This is a genomic window from Streptomyces sp. NPDC057280, from assembly GCF_042668605.1.
Lineage (GTDB): Bacteria > Actinomycetota > Actinomycetes > Streptomycetales > Streptomycetaceae > Streptomyces.
Genome location: NZ_JBHUYR010000001.1, coordinates 1,529,059 through 1,548,609 on the forward strand (window position 1 = coordinate 1,529,059; position 19,551 = coordinate 1,548,609).

Below are 19,551 nucleotides of genomic sequence, written 5' to 3' on the forward strand. Positions count from 1 at the left end.
CATGCAGCTCGGACTCATCGGCCTCGGCAAGATGGGTGGCAACATGCGCGAGCGGATCCGCCGCGCTGGGCACACCGTCATCGGCTACGACCGCAACCCCGAGGTCTCGGACGTGGCGAGCCTCGCCGAGCTCGTCGACAAGCTCGAAGGCCCCCGCGTGGTCTGGGTGATGGTCCCGGCCGGCGCCCCGACCCAGTCCGTCGTCGACGAGCTCGGCGACCTCCTCTCCCCCGGTGACACGGTCGTCGACGGCGGCAACTCCCGCTGGACGGACGACGAGAAGCACGCCGAGGAGCTCGCCGCCAAGGGCATCGGCTTCGTCGACGCGGGCGTCTCCGGCGGTGTCTGGGGCCTCCAGAACGGCTACGCGCTCATGGTCGGCGGCGACGCCGAGCACGTGGCGAAGGTGCAGCCGGTCTTCGACGCGCTGAAGCCCGAGGGCGACTTCGGGTTCGTCCACGCCGGCAAGGTCGGCGCCGGGCACTTCGCGAAGATGGTCCACAACGGCATCGAGTACGCGATGATGCAGGCCTACGCCGAGGGCTGGGAGCTGCTGGAGAAGGTCGACTCCGTCACCGACGTGCGCGAGGTCTTCCGGTCCTGGCAGGAGGGCACGGTCATCCGCTCCTGGCTGCTCGACCTCGCGGTCAACGCCCTGGACGACGACGAGCACCTGGACAAGCTGCGCGGCTACGCGGAGGACTCCGGCGAGGGCCGCTGGACCGTCGAGGCGGCCATCGACAACGCCGTACCGCTGCCCGCGATCACGGCCTCCCTGTTCGCGCGGTTCGCGTCCCGGCAGGACGACTCCCCGCAGATGAAGATGATCGCGGCGCTGCGCAACCAGTTCGGCGGCCACGCGGTCGAGTCGAAGTAGGCGCACCGTGGGGGATCTCCTGCTGGTCCGCCACGGGGAGACGGAGTGGAGCGTGTCGGGACAGCACACCAGCTGGACCGACCTGCCCCTCACCACTCACGGTGAGGAACAGGCCAAGGCACTCGCTCCGCTCCTGTCCGGACGGACCTTCTCGCTCGCGCTGACCAGCCCGCTGGGCCGCGCGATACGCACCGCCGAACTCGCGGGCGTCACCGGGGCGTTGCCCTACGGCGACCTGCACGAATGGGACTACGGCGGCTACGAGGGTGTCACCACCGTCGACATCCACCGCACCCGCCCCGACTGGTACCTGTGGACGGACGGCGTGCCGCCCGGCCCCGAGGGCCACCCGGGCGAGTCGCCCGCCGAGGTCGGCGCCCGCGCCGACCGGGTGCTGGCCCGTGTGGACACGGCCCTTCCGCAGGGGGACGTGATCCTCGTGGCGCACGCCCACTTCCTGCGGGTGCTCACGGCCCGCCGGCTTGGCCTGGACCCGGCGGACGGCCGCCTGTTCCAGCTGGCGACCGGCACGGTGAGCCGGCTCTCGACGGAACACGGCCGTCCCGTGATCGCCGAGTGGAACACCCGCGCCTGAGAACGCACCGGCGTCCTGCGGAGTCGTGGCACTAGAGTCCCGCTTGATGGACCTCAATGATCTGACTCCGGCCGAACTGCGGGTGTGGGAGGCGTTTCCGACCGGCGCTGCCGTGGACTTCCAGGGCAGCGCCGAACGGACGGTACGGGCCGCGGTGTTGCGGGCGCTGATGCTGAACGGGCCTCTTCGGGACGGGGAGATCGCCGCTCTGAAGGTGGCGGGCGCGAGAATCACCGGCTTGCTCGACGTCCAGCACGGGACGGTGGAGCGAGTGGTGCGGCTGAGTCACTGCGAGTTCGACGAGGCACCTCAGCTCTACGGCAGCCAGTTCCGGCAGCTCAACCTCCGCGGGTCCGTGCTGCCCGGCCTGGCGGGTGCGACCTTGCGGGTGGAGGGGGTGCTCAGGCTGACGGACTGCCGCTTCGAGCGGCCCGTGACGCTCGGCGGGGCTCACATCGGTGGGGCGCTCTTCATGGACCGCGCCGAATTCCACGCCCCCGACGACAGCGACGAACCCGCCCTCCGCCTCAACCACTCCTCCATCGGGGAAGACCTGGTCGCCCCCGGTGTCCGCGTCCACGGCCGGATGGTGTGCAACGACGCCTCCGTCGACGCCTCGGTCAATCTCATGGACGCCGTGCTGGACAACCCCGGCGGCACAGCCCTCGACGCCCAGACCCTCTCCGTGGCCTCCGACGTGCACGCCAGGCGCCTCACCGCCCGGGGCAAGCTCGATCTGCGCGGCGCCCGCGTCACCGGCCGGCTCGACCTCGCGCACTCCCGGCTGTCCCACCCCGGCCACACCGTGCTCCAGGCGAGCAGCGCCGTGATCGGGGAGGTGTGGCTCAACGAGGCCGCGCCCTTGGACGGTTCGGTGAACTTCCGGCAGACCCAGACCGACCTGCTGCGGGTGGCGCCGGAGACCCTGGCCGGTGCGGTGCGGCTGAACGGCCTCACCTACACCATGCTGTCCCCGCACGTCCCCGCCGAGCGCTGGCTGCCGGTGCTGCGGCGGGACGTCGACGGCTATGTCCCGCACGCCTACGAGCAGTTGACCGCGTTGTACCAGCGCATCGGCGACGACCACGCCGCCCGCCTGGTCCAGCTCGCCAAGCAGCGGCGGCTGCGCACCACCCGCGCCTGGTACGGCCGTCTCTGGGGCTACCTCCAGGACGTCACCGTCGGCTACGGATTCCGCCCCCTGCGCGCCCTCGCCTGGCTGCTCTCGCTCCTCGCCATTGGCTCGATCGTGTACGCACTGCACGAGCCGCCGCCGCTCAAGGCGTCGGAACACCCCGATTTCAACCCGGTGTTCTTCACCCTCGACCTGCTGCTGCCGGTGATCAGCTTCGGTCAGGAGGGCGCCTTCGCCCCCAAGGGCGGCTACCAGACGCTCTCCTACGCCCTGGTGATCACCGGCTGGTTGCTCGCCAGCACGGTGATCACCGGCATCACCCGCACCGTCAGCCGCCAGTGACCGTGTGCTGCGCGGCCAGCCGCACCGGCGCGTTCTGCGCGCCGTAGCCCCGGTAGCAGCCGTCCCGCTGGACGAGTTCGAAGAAGACGCGGCCGACCGTGCGGGTGTAGCAGTGCCGGAACTCGCCGTACGCGTCCCGGTCGTAGAGGATGCCGAGTTCGCGATAGGTCTCCAACTCGCCCTCGGCGAACTCGAATCGGGCGGCCAGGTCGTCGTAGTAGTTGGCCGGGATCGGCAGGACGCGACCGCCCGCGTCCCGGAAGCGGCGCGCCGCCGTCACCACGTCGTCCGTCGCCAGGGCGATGTGCTGCGCGTGCACGGTGTCGTCGCTCGGGGCCGCGCCCACCGACAGGGCGATCCGCACGCTGCCGTCCGCGTTCGTCACCGCGCGGCTGCGCATCAGGCCGTACGGGTCGGCGACGTCCACGCTCTCCTGGGCGTGCAGCCCGAGCACGCTGCGGTGGAAGAGCGCCGCCTCGTCGAACTGGTGCCAGGGCTGGGCGAGGGCGAGATGGTCGATCCCCCGTACGCCACCGGGACCGGTCTCGTGCGGTACGTCCTCGAAGTCGCCGCGCCAGTCGGGCAGTCCGGCGCGGTCCGTCGCGCAGAAGAACAGTTCCGTGCCGTCCGGTGCCGCCACCGCGTCCAGCGGGGCGTCCGCCGCCGCTCGCCGCCGCGGCAGCACCGGCGCGAGCAGTGCCTCCGCCCGCAGGGCCGCTCCGGCCGGGTCGGGCGACTCCAGGCCGATCGCGGCGAGGCTGGTGCCGTCGCGACGGCCCGCCGGTCCCGTGTTCACGAGCACGCGTGCCTCGCCCTGCTGCCACAGGTCCACCGGCTTGCTGCGGTGCCGTGCCGTGCGGGTGAAGCCGAGCGCGCCGAGCAGCGCGACGACCGGTTCGGCGTCCGGCGTGAGCAGTTCGGCGAAGGCCACGCCCGTGGGGACGACGGGTGCGGGCGGGGTCGTGACGCCGACCGTCTCCTGGAGCAGCAGCAGCGAGCGGTGTGCGTCCACCGCCGTGGGGCCTGCCTCGGCCTGCCGGTAGACGTCGTTGAAGACCTCCAGGGACAGCGGTCCGTCGTACCCCGTGCGCAGGACCCGGCGGACCAGGTCCGCCACGTCGAAGCCGCCCTGGCCCGGGAAGCAGCGGTAGTGGCGGCTCCACTGGAGGACGTCCATCGCCAGCAGCGGGGCGTCGGCCAGCTGGAGGAAGAAGATCTTCTCGCCGGGGATGTCCTCGATGCCCTTGGGGTCGCTGCCGCGGGAGAGGATGTGGAAGCTGTCCAGGCAGGTGCCGAGCGCGGGGTGGTCGGCCGCCGCGACGATGTCCCAGGCGTGCTCGTACGTGCTCACGTGCCGGCCCCAGGCGAGCGCCTCGTAGGCGACGCGGATGCCGAACTCCTGGGCGAGTCCGGCCAGTTCGCGCAGTTGCCCGGCGGCGAGATCGTCATTGTCCACGGCGAGCGGATGCACGCTGGAGCAGACGAGGACGGTGTCGGCGCCGAGCCGGCCCATCAGCTCGAACTTGTGCCGGGCCCGGCGCAGGTTGGACGCGAACACGTCGGCCGGTACCGCCTCCATGTCCCGCATGGGCTGGTAGAGGTCGATGCCCAGGCCCAGGTCGGCGCACCTCGCCCGGATCTCCTCCGGGGTGAGGGGGCTGGCGAGCAGGTCGTTCTCGAAGATCTCCACGCCGTCGAAGCCGGCCCGGGAGGCGGCCGTGAGCTTCTCGGTGAGGGAGCCGCTGAGGGAGACGGTGGCGATGGACGTACGCACGGCGGTGGTCCTTCCTACTTCGGTGCGCTGACGGCGCCCGCCAGTTCCCCGATGTCCGCGAGCATGCGGGCCGCGTCGGGTTCCCGGCCGGTGAAGAGACGGAACGCGTCCGCGGCCTGGAAGACGGCCATGCCGCCGCCGTCGAGGGTGGCGCAGCCGATCGCGCGGGCCGTGTGCAGCAGTTCCGTCTCCAGCGGGCGGTAGACCACCTCGGCGACCCACAGCCCGGGGTGCAGGAGCTCGGCGGGGAAGGGCAGGCCGGGGTGGGCGGCCATGCCGGTGGGGGTGGCGTGGACGATGCCGTCGGCGTCCGCGAGGAGGTCCGGCAGGCGGTCCGGCGTGGCGTGGGCGGCGCGGCCCGCGCCGAAGTGGCGTTCGAGGGAGGCGGCGAGGGCCGCCGCCCGGTCGGCCAGCGCGTCGACGACGGTGACCCGCTCGGCGCCGAGGGTGAGCGTGGCGTGCGCGACGGCCGCGCCGGCCCCGCCCGCGCCGAGCTGCACGACCCGCTCCAGCGGTACGTCGGGCAGCCCGCGGGCGAAGGAGGCGGCGAAGCCGGTGACGTCGGTGTTGTGGCCGACGGCCCGGCCGTTCTCGAAAACGATCGTGTTGACCGCTCCGAGCGCCTCGGCCTGCGCGGACAGTCCGTCGAGGTGCTCGATGACCAGCTGCTTGCAGGGGTGGGTGACGTTGAGCCCGTCGAAGCCGAGGTCGCGGGCGGATCGCACCAGGTCGCCGACCGCTTCCGGCGGGACGCCGAGGGCGTCGATGTCGATGAGCCGGTACAGGTAGCGCAGCCCTTGCCGGTCGGCCTCCCGCTCGTGCAGGGCGGGGCTGAGGGACGGGCCGATGCCCGCGCCGATCAGTCCGACGAGATACGAGTCCTTGGCCACGCGGACCTCCTGAGCGGCTCACAATGTACGAACTAGTGAGTTAGTCATAGCACCGGGAACCTCCGCTTGGGAAGCCCTCACCCGCCGCGCGGGCGTGGCCGCCTTCTAGAATCTGCGCACGCGGCCAGAGAGCCTCGCCCTACGCCCGAAGGAACCCGATGACCAGCGTCGAAGAACCGGCACGATCCAACGGGCGCACCCGTGACGCCGCCCGCACCAAGGCCGAGATCCTCGACGTGGCCACGCGCGAGTTCGCCCGGGTCGGCTTCGCCGGTGCCCGCGTCGACGACATCGCGGCCCTCACCAGCACCACCAAGCGGATGATCTACTACTACTTCGGCGGCAAGGAGCAGCTGTTCACGGCCGTCCTGGAGCGGGCGTACGGCGTGATCCGCGAGGCCGAGCAGGGGCTCGACGTCGAGCATCTCGACCCGGTCGCGGCCATCCGGCGCCTCGCGGAGCTGACCTTCGACCATCATGAGGCGCACCCCGACTTCATCCGGCTGGTCAGCATCGAGAACATCCACGAGGCCGAGCACATCGCCGCCTCCGAGAAGCTCGGCAGGATCGGCTCGCCGGCCCTGGACGTCATCCGCCGCATCCTGAAGTCCGGCCAGGAGTCGGGGCTGTTCACGGCCGACGTGGACGCCGTCGACCTGCACGCGATGATCAGCTCCTTCTGCTTCTTCCGGGTCGCCAACCGGCACACCTTCGGCGCCCTCTTCGGCCGCGACCTGGTCGACCCGGCACAGCGGGAGCACTACCGGAACATGCTGGGCGACATGGTGATCGCGTACCTGACGGCGGACCGCGCCGCGGACTGAGGTCGGCGACCGACTTCGCGGACGCGACCTCTTGACAGCGGGGAAACGCGCGCGCAACATCCCTACCCACCGGGACTAACTATCCAGTGGGTTAATTAGCCGGGGTTCACGAGACCCGGCCTCTCCCTCCCCGCCGCTCACTCCGCTTACGTTGGAGTTCCCCAAAGGAGCCGCCGTGTCCGTCCCCTCCCCCGTCACCGCGCCACCCGGCCAGCCGAAGAAGGCTGCCACCGCCGCCTGGATCGGCAGCGCGCTGGAGTACTACGACTTCTTCATCTACGGGTCCGCCGCCGCGCTGATCTTCCCCAAGGTCTTCTTCGACGAGTCCGACCCGGCCACCGCCACCCTGCTGTCCCTGGCCACGTTCGGTGTCGCGTACGCCGCCCGCCCGGTCGGCGCGCTCTTCCTCGGGCACTTCGGCGACAAGCTCGGCCGCAAGAAGATCATGGTCTTCACGCTGATCCTGATGGGTCTGTCGACGTTCCTCATCGGCTGTCTCCCCACCCGCGCCCAGGTCGGCACGCTCGCCCCGGTCCTGCTGGTGCTGTGCCGGGTCCTCCAGGGCATCTCCGCCGCCGGTGAGCAGGCCAGCGCCAACTCCATGACGCTGGAGCACGCGCCGCCGCACCGGCGCGGCTTCTTCACCAGCTTCACCCTCAGCGGCACCCAGGGCGGTCAGCTGCTGGCCACGCTCGCCTTCATCCCGATCGCCGCGATGCCCGAGGACCAGCTGCTGTCCTGGGGCTGGCGGGTGCCGTTCTGGCTGAGCATCGCGGTCGCCGTCGTCGGGTACTTCATCCGCCGCAACCTGGCGGAGACGCCCGCCTTCGAGCAGCAGACGGCCGACGAGGGCGTGGTGAAGATGCCGCTGGCGATCCTGCTGCGCCACCACTGGGCGGACGTCCTGCGGGTGATCGCGGGCGCGGTCATCGCCTCGGTCTCGACGATCTTCACGGTGTGGGCGCTGGCGTACGCGACGAGCGACTCGGTCGGCATGAGCCGTTCCTCGATGCTGTGGGTGGGCGCGCTGGCCAACCTGGCCGCGCTGGCCGCGATCCCGCTGTGGGCGACGCTGTCGGACCGCATCGGCCGCCGTCCCGTCTACCTGATCGGCGCGGCGGGCAGCGCGATCGCGATGTTCCTCTACCTCTGGGCGATCTCCACGGGCAGCTACCCGCTGATCCTGCTGCTCGGCATCGTCGCCTTCGGCGTGGTCTACAGCGCGGCGAACGGCGTGTGGCCGTCCTTCTACGGCGAGATGTTCTCGACCCGGGTCCGGCTGTCCGGCATGGCCATCGGCACCCAGATCGGCTTCGCCGTGGCCGGGTTCGCGGTGACCTTCGCCGCGGAGATCGCCGGTCCTGACGGCGACGACTGGTTCTCGGTGGCGCTGTTCACCGCGGCCCTGTGCGTCCCGCCGGTCATCGCGGCGCTCTCGGCGCGCGAGACCCACCAGGTCCCGACGGAGCTGCTCGGCGAGCGTGCGCCGGAGACGGCGGCCGAGCGGGCGACCGTGACGGCCTGATCCGCCGCTCGGTCCCCCGGTCCCCGGACGCCCACGACGGCTCCGGGGGCCGGGCGTTCACCGGGCCTCTCAGGCGTTGGACCAAGCCCGCTCGCACAGCACCAGCCGGTATCCGTCGGGGTCCTCGACGGTGACACCCCACTGGTTCCAGTACGGGTTGGGCGAGGAGACCCGCTTGCCGCCGTGCGCTTCGAGGCGGGTGACCAGGTCGTCGGGGACGGGGCCGTCGACGTAGATCACCAGGAGGTCCTCCTCCGTGGGCCGTGGCTCGACCGGGTCGGCCGGTTCGTGGACGAGTTCCAGATGCCAGTCGGCATCGGGCCAGCCGAGCATGAGCAGGTCGTGCTCGCCGGGTTCGGTGCCGCCCTCGGCACGCCAGACGACGGACAGTCCGAGCCCGCCCGCCCAGAAGCGCTCGGCCGCCGCGAGGTCACGGGACGGGCGGGCGACGCGGATGTGGCTGCGGCCGTTGACGGGCATCGTGATCTCTTTTCCAGGGGTGAACCGACCTTCGGAAGCCTAGGCACCCGGGGCGGGGCGGACCATCGGTCGTCCGGCCTGCACCTCCGGTCGTAAGACCCCCGCGCCCCCGCCCCGTTGACAGGCGGCGCCCGCGGCAAGACCATCGGCACCTACGAGCAGTGAAGAGCGGCGCCGACCGCACCCCGCACACTTCACCAGCCGGAGAGGGTGGCCCCCGTGCGTCCCGGCCGATTTCAGGGGCGGCCGGTGCGCGCGGTGCGGCCGATGTCCGTCGCCGGCCGCGCCCTCAGCCCCGGTCCGCCCCGGCCGGAATCCCGTACGCCCGCTCGATCTTCAGCCGCAGCACCAGCCTCCGGTCGCGGACCATCGCGGCCCGGTAGTCGTCCCAGTCGGGGTGCTCGCCCTGGACGTCGCGGTACAGCCGGATGAGCTCCTCCACGGTGTCGTCGTACGGGTCCTTCGCCACCGGGGAGAGCTCGGCGGTGCCCTCGACGACGGTGTACGCCCACCGGTCGGGGCTGGTGACGTGGTACGACGCGCGGGCGTCGCGGCGCAGGTTGCGGGTCTTGGCGCGGTCGTCGGTGATCGACACCCGGATGACGCCCTCGTCCGGGTAGTAGGCGTGGGTGACGTTCGACAGCTGGGGCCGGCCGTCCTGTTTGAGGGTGACCAGCACCCCGCCGTGTCCGGTGCCGAGCAGCTGGAGCAGCGCGTTCTGAGTCATGAACGGATCAACCCCGCCACCGCCCGCAGCCATTCCTGCCACCCTCAGTAGACAGTGTCTACGTCTGCTTGGTAGACACTGTCCATGCATGCATCCGAGACCGGGCTGCGGGCCCGGCTGGTGGACGTCGGCGTGGAGTTGGTGGCCCGGGAGGGTGTCCAGGCGCTCACGCTCCGGGAGATCGCCCGCCGGGCGGGCGTCTCGCACGGCGCTCCGCGCCGTTATTTCCCGACCCATCTGGAGCTGCTGTCCGCCATCGCGCGGCGCGGCTTCGGCGAGCTGGCCGAGCGGGTGGCGACGGCGGCCGGTGACGGTACGGCGAGTCCGCGCGCCCAGGTCACCCGACTCGCCGGCGCCTACCTGGCGTTCGCGCTGGAGCACCCCGGCATGTACGAGCTGATGTTCCGTCACGATCTGCTGGAGAGCGGTCATCTGGGCCTGCGGGACACCAGCCTGCCGCTCTTCGGGCGCCTGGTGGAGCTGGTCGGCCTCGTCCGGCCCGACCTGGACGCCCGCCTGGTCGCGGGCGCGTTGTGGGCGAACCTGCACGGCATCGCCCAGCTGTGGGGCTGGGGCAGTCTCCAACTGGCCACCGGCGCCGACGACTTCGCCCCTTTGCTGCGGTCGGCCCTCGACGCGCACCTCGGTCAGGAGGACGGATGAAGCCGCGTCTCGCGCTCGCGAGCAGCGTCGTCGGTGCCGTGATCGTCGCCCTCGACGGCACCGTCCTCACCATCGCCCAGCCCAGCCTGCAAGCGGACTTGGGCGCGTCGTACGCGCAGGTCCAGTGGACCAGCACCGGTTATCTCATCGCCGTGGCCGGGTTGTTGGTGTTCGCGGGGCGCCTCGGGGACCGGTACGGGCATCGGCGGCTCTACGCGATCGGCATGCTCGGGTTCGGGGCGGCTTCGGCGGGCATCGGGCTGGCGCCCGGGATCGGCTGGGTGGTCGGACTCCGCGCCGTCCAGGGCGTGTTCGGGGCGCTGCTGCAACCCGCCACGCTCGGCATGCTCCGGGCCGCGTATCCGCCGGACCGGCTGCGCACGCCGATCGCGGTGCGCACCGCGGCCATCGGGGTGTCGGCCGCGGTGGGGCCGCTGCTGGGCGGGGTGCTGGTGGCCGGGCCCGGGTGGCGGGCGGTGTTCTTCCTCAATGTCGTTCCGGCGCTGGTGTTCGGGCTGCTCGCGCTGACCGGCCGGGAGTCGGTGCGCGCGACGCCGGTGCGGCTGGATGTGCCGGGTGCCCTGCTGCTCGCGGTGACGCTGGGCTTCCTGGTCCACGCGCTGGTGTCGCTGCAGTGGCCCGGGCTGGCCGCTTCCCTGGTCGCCGGTGCGGCCTTCCTGCGCCATGAACGCCGTACCGCGAGCCCGCTGTTGCCGCGGGCCGTCGCCGGTCCGGCGCTCGGGGTCCTGGTCGCCGCGTCGGCCGCGCTGTCGGGCACCTTGTTCGTGAGCACGTACACCCTCCAGTACACGCTCGGTCTCGATCCGCTCGAAAGCGCCCTGCGCTGCCTGCCGCTGGCGGTGCTGATGGTGGCCGCAGCACCCGTGTGCGCGGTCCTGCTGCGCCGGGTGGGGGCCCGGCGTACGGCGGTGACCGCGATGGCCGTCCTCACGGCGGGCGTCCTGCTCCTGGTCCGGGCCGCGGGCACCTTCGCGCTCTGCGCCGGATTCGCCCTGCTGGGCGCCGGGTTCGGCACGGTGATGGTGGCGGCCACCCATGTCGTCGTACGGCACAGTCCCGTCGAGTCGGCCGGGGTGGCGGGCGGGCTCCAGCAGACCGCGATGAACGTCGGGCCCGTGCTGGGTGTGGCCGTGGCGACGACCCTGATGGGGCACGGGGCGCTGGTGGTGCTCGCCGGGGTGGCGGTCGTCGGGGCGGTGGCGAGTGGGGTGCTGCCGGGGCTCCCGGCGCACATCACACCCGCCGATCTTGGCCGGACGCGGGGACGTTCACGGCTCACTGAGCGACGATGAGGTCTGAGGTCGCTACGGCTGGGTATGCCGGATCGCACCTCGACGAACGTTTCGGAGGAGAGCAATGGCACAGCTGCGACAAGAGGTGGACCCGGATGAGGTCGGGCTGGACGTGAAGGCGCTGGACCGCCTCGACCAGCACGTCGCCCACTACGTCGACGAAGGGCGCCTGCCCGGCTTCCTCGTGGCCGTCGCCCGCGGCGGCCGGGTCGCCCACCTCACCACGCACGGCCGGCGCGACCTGGCGGCCGGGCTGCCCGTCACCTCCGACACCCTGTGGCGGCTCTACTCCATGACCAAGCCGGTCACCTCGGTGGTCGCGCTGCTCCTGGTGGAGGAGGGCAAGCTGTCGCTGGACGACCCGGTGGCCCGGTATGTGCCCGCCTTCGCCGGCATCCAGGTCCACGAGAGCGGCTCGGGCGCCGACCTCCGGACCCGCCCTGCCGCGCAGCCGGTGCTGATCCGACACCTCATGACCCACACCGCGGGCCTGACCTTCGCCTCGTACCGCTGTCATCCGGTGGACGCCCTGTACCGGGAGGCCGATCTGGAGTCGTCCGTGGTGCCGGGTTCGACGCTGGCCGAGACGGTCGACGTGTACGCGAGCCTGCCGCTCCAGTTCGAGCCGGGCACGCAGTGGAACTACTCGGTCGCCACCAATGTGCTGGGGCGCGTCATCGAGGTGGTGTCCGGGCAGCCGCTCGACGCGTTCTTCGGGGAGCGGATCTTCCGGCCGCTGGGGATGCCCGACGCCGGGTTCTGCGTGAACGACGAACAGGCGGGCAGACTCGCCGAGTTGTACGGGGAGACCGACGGGGGCGGTATCGAGCCGATCGCCGGTCTGCCGCTGCGCGGGCGGCCCCGCTTCCTGTCCGGCAGCGGCGGCATGGTGGCCTCGGCGTACGACGTCCACCGGTTCATGGAGCTGCTGCGGCGCCGCGGCGAACTCGACGGCGTACGGCTGCTGTCCCCGGCGACGGTGGACCTCATGGCCTCCAACCACCTCCCCGGCGGCGTCGACCTGCGCGCCTTCGGCAGCAGGCCCGCGCATGACGAACCCGGCAACGACGGCGTCGGTTTCGGTCTCGGCGTCTCCGTGGTGATCGACCCGGAGCGCACCAGGGTCCCCACGAGTCCGGGCATGTTCGGCTGGAGCGGGGTCGCCACGACGACGTTCTGGGTGGACCCGCGCCGCGATCTGACGGTGCAGTTCATGACGCAGGTCCGGCCCAAGGGCTCGCACACGCTCTATCCCGAGCTGAAGCGGCTGGTGCACGAGGCCGTGACGGACTGATCAGGCGTCCACGCGCAGGGTGAAGTCCACTCCTTCCAGGGCGAGTTCGCGCAGCCAGGCCTCCGACCGTGCCGCCGTCTCGGCGGCGCGGTTCAGGCCGGGCGGCAGGGAGCCGTCCAGGATGTGGCGGACGCCGAGGGCGAGGGTGCGGGAGACGCAGCGGGCCATGGCGCTCTCCTCCTCGTCCCCGGTCAGGTCGAGCAGATAGCTGCCCGACCAGGCCTGGCCCGCCGGACCGGCCACATCCAGCGTCACGACGAGGACCACCCGGTCCCGGTCGGCGTCGGTGGTCGGGTAGGTGGCGGCCAACTCCTGTGCCAGGGCGGCGATCCGGGCGTCGTCCCCCGCCTTCAGCTCCTCGAAGACCTCGCCCCAGGCCTCCAGCCAGCCCTCCAGGCGCAGGGTGCCCCGGACGAACGTCTGCGGTTTCCAGGCGGCCGGCATGCCGTACTGCTCGACGAAGGGCACGCTGTCGCGGTTGGGATAGACCTCGAAGGTCTCCCCGTCGACGACGTGCCGCCGGGTCGCCTCCCATGGCCGCGCGGCGGTGGTCTCGGCGCCGTCCGCGAGGTAACGGGCGGGCGAGCGCAGGGCGTTGAGGACACCGAGAGGCGCCCAGCTGGAGCGGTACCTGAAGTCGTTCGGCACCGCGGGGATGCCGCCGCAGTAGGAGGTGAGGCGGTACGAGGCCGCCGTGCCGTCGCCGATCGCGTCCCGCGCGCGGGCCACGAGGCTGTGCGCGAAGAGGTGGTCGATGCCCGGGTCGAGCCCGGCCTCGGTGAGGACGACGAGCCCGGCCGCGCCGGCGGCGGGGACCTGCTCCAGGACCGCGTCCGACACGTAGCTGGAGCAGGCGAAGTGGGCCCGCGAAGCGACGCAGACCGCGAGGATCCCGGCGTGCTCGGGCGCGGGCAGCATGGAGACGACGACGTCGCCGGGCTGGAGGGCCGCCGTCAGCCTGTCCAGGGTGTACGCGCGGGGCTCGGCGTGCCCGCTGAGGCCCAGCCGGTCGAGGGCCTGGGCCGCGCGTTCCTCGGTGCGATGCCAGACCCGCACCCGCGGGGCGCTCTCGCACAGCTTCGCCAGTCCGCTGCCCGTGGACAGTCCGGTGCCGATCCAGTGGACGGTGCCGCTCGCGGGTACCAGGTCAGTCATGCGGCAACTCCCCTTCCTCGATGCCGTGTTCACGGCTCGCCTGATGGAACCGGTCCGCAGCGCGCCCCCACGGCCCGCCGGTCCCGAAATCGAGGAGCAGGGGCAGCAGCGAGGCGGAGAAGTCCTCGCTGGACTCCCTGGGCAGCAGCGAGGGCAGGTTGTCGATGGCGATCAGGTCGAGCGGGGGCTCCTTGCGCAGCCGCCGTACCGGGTCGTCCCACTCCGTGGTGCGGTCGTAGACCGGCAGGACGTTGAGCGGGGAGCCGACGTCGCAGGTGACGTCGGAGAGGGTGCGCAGCCGGCGGGCCGGGTCGTCGAGGTCGGCCTCGCGGACGAAGGCCGGGACCGGGGTCGTGGCCAGGACACAGTTGACCAGGACGTCGTGGGCGAGGAGGGCCGGCCGGTCCAGGTTCCGGGTCTCGTCGAGGTCCCAGCAGGTGGGCGTGACGCCCGCCGCCTCGAAGGCCCCGCGGGCACCGCGACCGCTGCGGCCGAGGGCGCCGATCACCAGGGCGGTGAAGTCCGCGTCCCCGGCGGCGGCGCGGAGGGTGGCGTCCAGCTCCTCCTTCGAGGTGGGCGTCAGCGGCGCGACGAGACGGCCCCGCTGCTGGAGCACCGCGAGGGCGGCGCCCAGGTACCCGGCCCAGTAGCCGAAGGCGGCGAGCCTGCGGCCCTGGTCGTCCACCAGGTACTCCAGGTCGAGGAGCGTCCCGCCCCCGGCGGCGAACCGGCGCAGCAGGTCGGCGGCGCCCGGCTGCCGTTTGTAGGCGTGCCCGAAGAAGATGTGCCGGTGCGCCAACCGGTCGGGGCCGTCCGGGAGTTCCTTCAGGCCGAGGATCACGGCCTGCGGCGGCGCCGACACCCACGACCCGGCGGGCGCGACTCGGGCGCCGACCGCCTCGTACTCCTCGATCGGGAAGATCCGCTGCGGGGACTCCTCGACGGTCAGGGTCACCCCGCTCTCGACGAGCCGCCGGGCGTCGGACGGCACGATCGGCGTGCGTCGCTCGGTGGGACGGACCTCGTGGCGCAGCCACAGATGGAGCTCGGTCATACGCAGTTGGCCTCCGGGCGCGGGGCGTCGGCCGCGAACCGGCCGGCGCTCAACGGGCTGACGTCCACGAAGGGTACGCGGCCCAGGACCAGGTCACGGACCACCTCGCCGACCGCCGGCCCCTGGAGGAAGCCGTGGCCGGAGAAGCCGGTGGCGTAGAGGAACCGGGAGACCGAAGTGGCCTCGCCGATCAGGGCGTTGCGGTCCGGGGTGACCTCGTACAGGCCCGCCCAGCCGCCGGTGCGGCGCAGGTCGAGGAGGGCCGGGGCGCGCTGTTCCATGGCGGCGGCCAGCCGCGGGATCCAGCGGTCGTGGGTGTCGGTGGCGAAGCCGGCGCGTTCGTCGGGGTCGGACATGCCGAGGAGGAGGCCGGGGCCCTCCCGGTGGAAGTAGAGGGTGGTGCTGAAGTCGATGGTCATGGGCAGGTCCGGCGGCAGGTCCGGGACCGGCTCGGTGACGGCGATCTGGCGGCGCAGCGGCTCCACCGGCAGGTCCACGCCGGCCATCCGGCCGACGGCCCGCGACCAGGGTCCGGCCGCGCAGATCACCGTGTCGGTGGTGATCCGGCCGAGGGTCGTCGCCACGGCCGTGATGCGGTCGCCGTGCAGTTCGATGCCGGTGACCTCGGTGTGCCGCAGGACGCGAGCGCCGAGGGCACGGGCGGCGGAGGCGTAACCGTGGACGACGGCCTCGGGGGTGCAGTGGCCGTCGTCGGGCGAGTAGGCGGCGGCGAGGAGGCCCTCGGTGCGGATCAGCGGGGAGAGCTTGCGGGCCTCCTTCGGGGTGAGCAGGCGGCTGGGCACGCCGAGCGCGTTCTGCAGCCGTACGCCCGCCTCGAAGGAGGCCACGTCCTCGGGGGTCGACAGCAGGAAGAGGTAGCCGACGCGGTGCAGCCCGATGTCGTACCCGATCTCCTCCCGGAACCGGCCGAACGCGGCCAGGCTGCGCGCCCCGAGCTGCACGTTGAGCTCGTCGGAGAACTGGGCCCGCACCCCGCCCGCCGCCTTCGAGGTGGAGCCGGAGGCCAGCTCGTCCCGTTCGACGAGGACGACGTCGCGGACACCGGCGGCGGCGAGGTGGTAGGCGATGCTCGTGCCCATCACTCCGCCGCCGATCACGACGACTTCCGCCTGCATCCTCACGGGCGAGCCTCCCACGGGTGTCGGTGCCGGGCCCGTGCGGGCCGCCCCCTCTTCCTGTCCGGACTCCGGCCCCCGTAATCAGGACAGGTGGGCCACCGCGTCCAGATGGGGCAGGTGATGGTCGAGGCGTTCCCGCTTGGTGCGCAGGTAGGTGATGTTGCTCTCGCACGGCTGGATCAGCAGCGGCACGGTCTCGGTGACCTCGATGCCGTGCCGTACCAACGCCTCCCGCTTGTCGGGGTTGTTGGACATCAGGCGGACGCTGTTCACGCCGAGGTCGTGCAGCATGCCGGCGGCGACGCCGTAGTCCCGGGCGTCCACCGGCAGGCCGAGGGCGAGGTTCGCCTCGACGGTGTCCAGGCCCTCCGCCTGCAGGGCCATCGCGCGGAGCTTGGCGAGCAGGCCGATGCCGCGGCCCTCGTGGCCGCGCAAGTAGACGACGATGCCGCTGCCTTCGGCGACCACGGCCCGCATCGCCGAGTCGAGCTGCTCGCCGCACTCGCAGTGCCGGGAGCCGAAGGCGTCACCGGTGAGGCACTCGGAGTGCAGCCGGACGAGGACGTCCTCGGTGCCTATCTCGCCGTGGACGAGGGCCACTTGTTCGTCGCCGCGGTCGTGATCCAGGTAGCCGACCGCCCGGAATTGCCCGTACACGGTGGGCAGCGGGGCATTCACTATGCGTTCCACGCCGGTGCGCTGCGGGGACTTCTTGCCGAGGACGCCAATTTTGTCTGTCATGATTCTCGAGTTCCTAAGCAGAGACGAAAGGCCGTGAAAGAATGAGTGATTCGCAAGCGCGGTCGGCGGCATACGGTCCGTTGCCGGCGGACACCACGGAGGACGTACGGACGCGGGGCGCGAATGTCTCACGCCAGGTCGCGGTGCTCCCCGTCGGAAGCTTCGAACAGCACGGCCCGTACCTGCCGTTGGCGACCGACACCCTGGTCGCCTGTGCCATCGCCCGGGAGATCGCCGCGGCGTACCCGGTGCACCTCCTTCCCCCGGTGACGATCTCCTGCTCGCACGAGCACGCGGCCTGGGCGGGGACCGTCAGCATCTCCTCGGTGACCCTTCACTCGGTGATACGGGACATAGCGGCTTCACTCCGGCGTTCCGGCATCGACGCCCTGGTCGTCGTCAACGGACACGGCGGAAACTACGTACTGGGCAACGTCGTTCAGGAATCCTCCTCCCGCGGCGAGAAAATGGCACTCTTCCCGGCGGCGGAGGACTGGGAGTCGGCGTGCGAACGGGCGGGGGTGGTCACGTCTCTGCTCACCGACATGCACGCGGGGGAAATCGAGACCTCCATCCTTCTGCACGCTCATCCCGAATTCGTCCGACCCGGTTATGAGACCTCCGATTTCGTCGCCGACGACCGTCGTCATCTGCTCACTCTGGGCATGTCCGCCTATACCGATTCGGGTGTCATCGGCCGTCCTTCACTCGGTTCGGCGGAAAAGGGCAAGGCGCTGCTGGAGAGCCTGGCGGACGCGTTCGGACCGTACTTGTCGCTGTTCACCTCCGACGGCTCCGGTGACTCGTCGCGCGGGTAGCGGGCGAGCAGGACCAGCACGCCGGGCAGGCTGGCCACGAGGCTGAGCACCCCGTAGACGACGGCGACGGCCAGCCCGCTGCTCGCCCCGAGGCCGGCCGCGCCGAACGCCCAGGCGGTGACGCCCTCGCGGGGCCCCCAGCCGCCGACGTTGAGCGGCAACCCCATGGCGAGCAGCGCCAGCACGGCGATCGGCAGCAGTGCGGCGACGGAGGCGTCGGACCCGGCGACGCGGGCGGCGAGCACGAACATCCCGATGTGCCCGGCGAGGACGACCAGGGACGACAGCGCGACGCCGGGACCGTTGCGCCGGGACAGCAGCCCCTCGCGCACCCCCTCCAGCGTCCGGCCGTACCGTGCGGGCGTCCGGTTCATCCGCAGGGCGAGCACGACGGCCAGCGCACCCACCAGGGCGAACAGGACCACCGGCGCGAGGTCCCGGGCCTGGTTCAGCACCGGTGACGGCATGGTGAGCAGGACGCCGGCGCCGACGACCGCCAACGCGAGCTGTCCGGCGACCCGTTCGAGGACGACGGCCCGGACACAGCGGCCGAGGTCGCGGGTGCTCTGCCCGTGCCGCACCGCCCGGTGGACGTCGCCGAGGACGCCGCCGGGGAGCGCCGCGTTGAGGAACAGGGCACGGTAGTAGGCGGCGACGGCGGGCCCGAGCGGCAGCCGGATCTCCAGTCCCCGGGCCACCAACTGCCAGCGCCAGGCGCTGAACACGGTCGTGACGACACCGATCCCGACAGCGGCGACCAGCGATCCGCCGTCGATCCGCCGCAGCCCGTCCAGGAAGACACCGGTACCGAGCCGCCACAGCAGGACGGCGAGGATGACGACGCCGACGGCACTGCCCACGTGGGTGCGCACCGCCGGTGCCGTGAGGCGGGCGAGGGCGCGGCGCCACCGAGGGGTGTGGGGGGTGGCGGCTTCGGGGCGGGGGGTGGAGACGATCACGCCGATACGGGAATCGGCGACGGCGACGTCCGGCGGGGGGACGGCCGTGACGGGGGGTACGAGGACGATGTCGGCGGTGTGCGGGGTGCGGCCGGTGAGGGTGGCGGTGGCCTTCCTGAGTGTGGCGGTGGCCTCGCTGAGGGTGGCGGTGGCCTCGCTGAGGGTGGCGATGGCCTCGTCCTCGGCGGCGGAGACGTCCCTCCCCGTCACCCCGTACGCCCGTACCGTCTCCACGCTCATGCCGCGCCGCCCGTCGGCCGGGACAGCGCCAGCAGGTCCGTGTGATGGACGAGGACGGTCAACTCGCCCGCCTCGCACGCCTCCAGGCGCTCACGGAGATACCGTTCGGCCCGCTCCTTCAGCTCCGGACGCTGCTCCACCGCCGCGCCGACCCAGCCGCGCAGCCACTGCGCGGTGAGCGCGGCCTCGGCGGGACCGAGCCGCCAGGGGCTGGGGTTCAGCCGTACCGTCGCCCCGCGCTCGGAGAAGGCCTCGCAGGCCGCGGTGACCGAATCCGGACCGAGCAGGCCGGAGCGGCGCTGGTGGGCGTTGAACGCCTCCATGATCTCACGGTCCATCGGGTGGGACGGGGTCAGGTCGACGCGGCCGGCCACCGACAGGGTGAGCAGCGCCGGGCAGCCGGCTCCGGTGCAGGCCTCGGCGAGGGTGTCGATCTCCTCGCGGGTGAGGACGTCGAGGAGTGCGGAGGCGGTCACCAGGGAGGCGCCGGCGAGGGCGTCCGCGGTGAGCCGGGCGACGTCGCCGCGCCGGGTCTCGACGGTGACGCGGCTGCCGTCGGCGGCCACGCGCGGGGAGGCTACGGCGGCGAAGTGCAGCAGGTAGGGGTCGCGGTCGTGCAGGACCCAGTGCTGGGCGCCGTCGAGGCGAGGAGCGAGCCAGCGGCCCATCGAGCCGGTACCGCAGCCGAGGTCGTGGATGACCAGGCCGGACTTGCCGGGCAGGTTCGCCAGCCGGATGCGCAGCGGGTCGAGCAGGTCGTGCGCCCGTGCGGCCGCGTCGGCCGGCTCGCGCAGCTGCAACCACTCGGGCGCGTAGCGGGGCTGCTCGTCGGGACCGTCCTCACGGAGCCGTACGGTGGGACGCTCGCCGGGACGGGCGGCGGTGGGCCCGGCGCCAGGGATCACGGAGTCGGCGGACGGGTCGGGCGTCACGGACGGCGTGGGCATGAGGGGCACCTCCGCGGTTCCGCTCGCGCTCATGGACGGCGTGACGGACGCCTCGGCGC

The 19,551-nt window shown here is 72.3% G+C and carries 18 protein-coding genes and 1 pseudogene; 9 read left to right on the forward strand and 10 right to left on the reverse strand.

The window, feature by feature from the left end; all coding sequences use genetic code 11:
* Window position 1 precedes the first annotated feature (1 nt).
* From gnd to ACFUO4_RS07005, 3 genes are read left to right on the forward strand one after another with little or no spacing between them, the layout of a single operon-like run.
* Window positions 2-877, forward strand: coding sequence for a phosphogluconate dehydrogenase (NAD(+)-dependent, decarboxylating) (gene gnd / locus ACFUO4_RS06995; RefSeq protein WP_059195116.1), 876 nt, complete (start codon window positions 2-4; stop codon window positions 875-877).
* Window positions 878-884: 7 nt separating this feature from the next.
* A complete protein-coding gene (locus ACFUO4_RS07000; RefSeq protein WP_383480594.1) occupies window positions 885-1,472 on the forward strand; it encodes a histidine phosphatase family protein in 588 nt (195 codons plus the stop codon).
* A gap of 46 nt (window positions 1,473-1,518) precedes the next feature.
* A complete protein-coding gene (locus ACFUO4_RS07005) occupies window positions 1,519-2,949 on the forward strand; it encodes a membrane-associated oxidoreductase (RefSeq protein ID WP_383480596.1) in 1,431 nt (476 codons plus the stop codon).
* On the opposite strand, the gene ACFUO4_RS07010 is transcribed toward ACFUO4_RS07005, so the two are convergent.
* Entirely contained in the window at window positions 2,936-4,723 is a 1,788-nt protein-coding gene (locus tag ACFUO4_RS07010; protein ID WP_383480598.1) for a bifunctional sugar phosphate isomerase/epimerase/4-hydroxyphenylpyruvate dioxygenase family protein, read from the reverse strand. The two genes, ACFUO4_RS07005 and ACFUO4_RS07010, sit on opposite strands and share 14 nt — an antisense overlap.
* Before the next feature lie 14 nt (window positions 4,724-4,737).
* The gene (locus ACFUO4_RS07015) at window positions 4,738-5,613 is read right to left on the reverse strand and encodes a shikimate dehydrogenase (protein WP_383480600.1); all 876 of its coding nucleotides are present in this window, start codon (window positions 5,611-5,613) and stop codon (window positions 4,738-4,740) included.
* A 158-nt stretch (window positions 5,614-5,771) separates the two neighbouring features.
* Between ACFUO4_RS07015 and ACFUO4_RS07020 the strand changes: the two genes are divergently transcribed.
* Together ACFUO4_RS07020 and ACFUO4_RS07025 are read left to right on the forward strand one after the other, a co-directional pair.
* Window positions 5,772-6,437 carry a TetR/AcrR family transcriptional regulator gene (locus ACFUO4_RS07020; RefSeq protein WP_383480602.1) on the forward strand — a complete coding sequence of 222 codons (666 nt, stop codon included), beginning with the start codon at window positions 5,772-5,774 and terminating at the stop codon, window positions 6,435-6,437.
* A gap of 175 nt (window positions 6,438-6,612) precedes the next feature.
* Window positions 6,613-7,962, forward strand: a complete 1,350-nt coding sequence (locus ACFUO4_RS07025) for an MFS transporter (protein ID WP_383480604.1) — start codon at window positions 6,613-6,615, stop codon at window positions 7,960-7,962.
* A 69-nt stretch (window positions 7,963-8,031) separates the two neighbouring features.
* On the opposite strand, the gene ACFUO4_RS07030 is transcribed toward ACFUO4_RS07025, so the two are convergent.
* Both ACFUO4_RS07030 and ACFUO4_RS07035 read right to left on the reverse strand, forming a co-directional pair.
* The gene (locus ACFUO4_RS07030) at window positions 8,032-8,442 is read right to left on the reverse strand and encodes a VOC family protein (RefSeq protein WP_383480606.1); all 411 of its coding nucleotides are present in this window, start codon (window positions 8,440-8,442) and stop codon (window positions 8,032-8,034) included.
* Window positions 8,443-8,731: 289 nt separating this feature from the next.
* The gene (locus tag ACFUO4_RS07035; protein ID WP_383480608.1) at window positions 8,732-9,169 is read right to left on the reverse strand and encodes a PPOX class F420-dependent oxidoreductase; all 438 of its coding nucleotides are present in this window, start codon (window positions 9,167-9,169) and stop codon (window positions 8,732-8,734) included.
* 84 nt (window positions 9,170-9,253) lie between these two features.
* On the opposite strand from ACFUO4_RS07035, the gene ACFUO4_RS07040 reads away from it, so the two are divergent.
* From ACFUO4_RS07040 to ACFUO4_RS07050, 3 genes are all read left to right on the forward strand, one after another.
* Complete coding sequence (locus tag ACFUO4_RS07040) at window positions 9,254-9,832, forward strand: TetR/AcrR family transcriptional regulator (RefSeq protein WP_383480610.1); 579 nt, start codon at window positions 9,254-9,256, stop codon at window positions 9,830-9,832.
* Entirely contained in the window at window positions 9,829-11,145 is a 1,317-nt protein-coding gene (locus tag ACFUO4_RS07045; RefSeq protein ID WP_383480612.1) for an MFS transporter, read from the forward strand. Before ACFUO4_RS07040 ends, ACFUO4_RS07045 begins: the two co-directional genes overlap by 4 nt.
* Window positions 11,146-11,209: 64 nt before the next feature.
* Entirely contained in the window at window positions 11,210-12,439 is a 1,230-nt protein-coding gene (locus ACFUO4_RS07050) for a serine hydrolase domain-containing protein (RefSeq protein WP_383480614.1), read from the forward strand.
* Here ACFUO4_RS07050 and ACFUO4_RS07055 read toward each other — a convergent pair whose 3' ends face one another.
* The 4 genes from ACFUO4_RS07055 to ribA form a co-directional block, all read right to left on the reverse strand.
* Complete coding sequence (locus tag ACFUO4_RS07055; protein ID WP_383480616.1) at window positions 12,440-13,594, reverse strand: saccharopine dehydrogenase family protein; 1,155 nt, start codon at window positions 13,592-13,594, stop codon at window positions 12,440-12,442. It lies immediately after the preceding gene.
* Complete coding sequence (locus ACFUO4_RS07060; RefSeq protein WP_383480618.1) at window positions 13,587-14,648, reverse strand: saccharopine dehydrogenase; 1,062 nt, start codon at window positions 14,646-14,648, stop codon at window positions 13,587-13,589. Before ACFUO4_RS07060 ends, ACFUO4_RS07055 begins: the two co-directional genes overlap by 8 nt.
* Window positions 14,645-15,784, reverse strand: a complete 1,140-nt coding sequence (locus ACFUO4_RS07065; RefSeq protein ID WP_383482344.1) for an NAD(P)/FAD-dependent oxidoreductase — start codon at window positions 15,782-15,784, stop codon at window positions 14,645-14,647. The genes ACFUO4_RS07060 and ACFUO4_RS07065 overlap by 4 nt, the downstream gene beginning before the upstream one ends.
* 84 nt (window positions 15,785-15,868) lie before the next feature.
* Window positions 15,869-16,528, reverse strand: coding sequence for a GTP cyclohydrolase II (gene ribA, locus ACFUO4_RS07070; protein WP_079309412.1), 660 nt, complete (start codon window positions 16,526-16,528; stop codon window positions 15,869-15,871).
* A 41-nt stretch (window positions 16,529-16,569) separates the two neighbouring features.
* Between ribA and ACFUO4_RS07075 the strand changes: the two genes are divergently transcribed.
* Window positions 16,570-17,346 (forward strand): creatininase family protein, encoded by a 777-nt coding sequence (locus ACFUO4_RS07075; protein WP_383480620.1) that lies wholly within the window; start codon window positions 16,570-16,572, stop codon window positions 17,344-17,346.
* An 80-nt stretch (window positions 17,347-17,426) separates the two neighbouring features.
* Here ACFUO4_RS07075 and ACFUO4_RS07080 read toward each other — a convergent pair.
* Window positions 17,427-18,545 (reverse strand): annotated as a pseudogene (locus ACFUO4_RS07080) (YbhN family protein); the annotation flags it as partial.
* A complete protein-coding gene (locus ACFUO4_RS07085; RefSeq protein WP_383480622.1) occupies window positions 18,542-19,492 on the reverse strand; it encodes a class I SAM-dependent methyltransferase in 951 nt (316 codons plus the stop codon). The gene ACFUO4_RS07085 and the pseudogene ACFUO4_RS07080, both read right to left, overlap by 4 nt.
* Window positions 19,493-19,551: the final 59 nt, after the last annotated feature.